This window comes from Bacillus sp. SIMBA_008 (genome assembly GCF_046535495.1).
GTDB classification, from domain to species: Bacteria; Bacillota; Bacilli; order Bacillales; family Bacillaceae; genus Bacillus; species Bacillus subtilis.
The window spans coordinates 1-274 of the sequence record NZ_JAWRWL010000422.1; the positions used below are offsets into that span (position 1 = coordinate 1).

At 60.9% G+C, this 274-nt stretch carries 1 protein-coding gene; it reads right to left on the reverse strand.

What is annotated here, in order from left to right; all coding sequences use genetic code 11:
* Positions 1-274 (reverse strand): hypothetical protein (locus tag SB658_RS23855; protein WP_410602801.1); only part of this gene is annotated, 274 nt, incomplete at both ends.

Consider the following 274-nt stretch of genomic DNA (forward strand, 5'->3'; position numbering starts at 1 on the left):
CTTGCCTTCGCGGAAGAGCCGGTAGCCCTTCTCGACTCCTTTCATGGAGGCAGTGCGGAACACCGGGTCCTGGAGGGCGGCGGCGTCCGTGGCATTGGTGTGGAATGCTATCTCGATCACTAGGGACGGCATGGTTGCGAAGTTGTTTTCACCATGCCCTGCGGCGACGCCACTTCGGGGAACAGGAAAGTCAGCGTAACCCTCCTGCGCGGTGATGAGCTCCCGCATGTAGCACAACGTCAGATCGGCGAGCTGTCGATCCGCTGGCTTGCTT